General features: G+C 72.7%; 3 protein-coding genes. All 3 read right to left on the reverse strand.

Annotated elements, in window-relative coordinates; all coding sequences use genetic code 11:
• Positions 1-120 precede the first annotated feature (120 nt).
• Positions 121-672 (reverse strand): type 1 glutamine amidotransferase domain-containing protein, encoded by a 552-nt coding sequence (locus LE181_RS31735; RefSeq protein ID WP_225665068.1) that lies wholly within the window; start codon positions 670-672, stop codon positions 121-123.
• The gene (locus LE181_RS31740; RefSeq protein ID WP_225665071.1) at positions 669-1,277 is read right to left on the reverse strand and encodes a diguanylate cyclase; all 609 of its coding nucleotides are present in this window, start codon (positions 1,275-1,277) and stop codon (positions 669-671) included. Before LE181_RS31740 ends, LE181_RS31735 begins: the two co-directional genes overlap by 4 nt.
• A gap of 43 nt (positions 1,278-1,320) precedes the next feature.
• On the reverse strand, positions 1,321-1,660 hold a 340-nt coding region (locus tag LE181_RS31745; RefSeq protein ID WP_308103679.1), incomplete at its 5' end, for an enolase C-terminal domain-like protein.

The raw sequence follows: 1,660 nt of genomic DNA on the forward strand, positions 1-1,660 counted from the left end.
CCCCCCCCGGCACCACCTCGACCTGGGGCGGCCAACCGCCGCCCGGCCAACCTCCGCCCGGCAGCCGCCGCCCGGCGCAGGCGCCTGGCAGCGGCTCCTCACCCGGCCGGCACGCCTGCGTCAGCCACCCCCGCCCCGTGCCGCACGGAACTCCTCCGTGAACGCCTCGCAGAACGCCTTGAGATCGTCCGGCTTACGGCTGGTGATCAGCGTGTTGGGGCCACCCGTGCACACCTTGACCTGCTCGTCCACCCACGAGCCGCCCGCGTTCTGGATGTCCGTCCGCAGGCTCGGCCACGACGTCAGAGTACGACCCCGCACCACATCGGCCTCCACCAGCGTCCACGGCCCGTGACAGATCGACGCAACCGGCTTGCCCGCCCCGAAGAAGTCCCGCACGAACGCCACCGCCCGGTCGTCCATGCGCAGGAAATCGGGGTTCGCCACCCCGCCCGGCAGCACCAGGGCGTCGTACTCCACCACCCCCACCTCGCCCACCACCTTGTCGACGGGGAACGTGTCGCCCTTGTCGAGATGGTGGAACGCCTGGACCTTCCCCGGCTTCGTCGACACCAGCTGCGGCGTCCCGCCGGCCTCCTCGACCGCCTTCCACGGAGTGGTCAGTTCGATCTGCTCGACGCCCTGGGGCGCCACGAGGAACGCGACCTTCACGATGACTTCCTTTCCACGAACTCTCGTTCTGTCCGGTTCTTCCTGCGTCGCCGGGACCCGCGCACACACCGCACGAACTCCTCGGCGTACGGCAGCGCCACGAACGCCGCCACCCCCAGCCCGATCCCGGCCAGATAGCCGCGCGGCAACGGCCGGCGGCGCGGCACCAGGCGCCACGCGCGCGGATCGCCCCGGCCGCCGCGCACCAGGGAACGGACCTGGCCGGGGTGCAGGCACATCAGCGAGGCAAGGGCGGCGAACGGCAGGGTCTCCAGGAAGCTGTGCACGTGCTGCTCGACCGGCGTGACCTCGCGGTCGCTGCGCACCGCCGTCCGCACGTCCCACAGGGCGGTGGCCTCGTGCGCCGCCGTCGCCCCCAGCTGCACGGTCATCAGCAGCGGATTGACCTCGCACAGCAGCGTCAGCGCCAACGGCACGCCCACCTCGGTCATCATCAGGGCGTGGATCGCCGACTCCTTCGTCCCCGACGTGTCCTCGATACGGGTGCGCCGGTGCAACGCCCAGTCGGCGATCCCGGGCACGAACCAACCGGGCAGCAGCCCGTACATCAGGTAGCGGGTGGTGGCGTCCTGGACGTCGTTCATGCAGGGCTCCTCGCGCAGGGGTGACGGGCATCGGGGCAGCGGTTCACAGCACGCGGTGGGCGATCGCCTCCTCGTGCCGGAACCGCATCCCGTGGCCCGGCTCGCCGCCCGCACCCGGCCGGACCGTGCCGCCCGACGGGTCGAGGGCCCCGGTGAAGTAGGCCGCCTCGATGCGCGCGTGGTCGTGGAACCACTCGATGTGCCGCAGGTTCGGCACGCACGCCGCGACGTGCGCGTGCACGTGCGGCGCGCAGTGCCCCGAGACCTCCAGCCCGTGCGCCTGGGCGACGGCGGCCGCCCGCAGCCAGCCGGTGATCCCCCCGCAGCGGGTGGCGTCCGCCTGCAGGCAGTCCACGACGGGCGCCATCCGCGCGAAATACGGG

Source organism: Streptomyces sichuanensis, from assembly GCF_020328095.1.
Lineage (GTDB): Bacteria > Actinomycetota > Actinomycetes > Streptomycetales > Streptomycetaceae > Streptomyces > Streptomyces cinnamoneus.

What these genes read in the sequence shown, in the direction of transcription:
- LE181_RS31740 (WP_225665071.1), bottom strand. Translation starts at nt 1,277, where the DNA reads ATGAACGACGTCCAGGACGCCACCACCCGCTACCTGATGTACGGGCTG.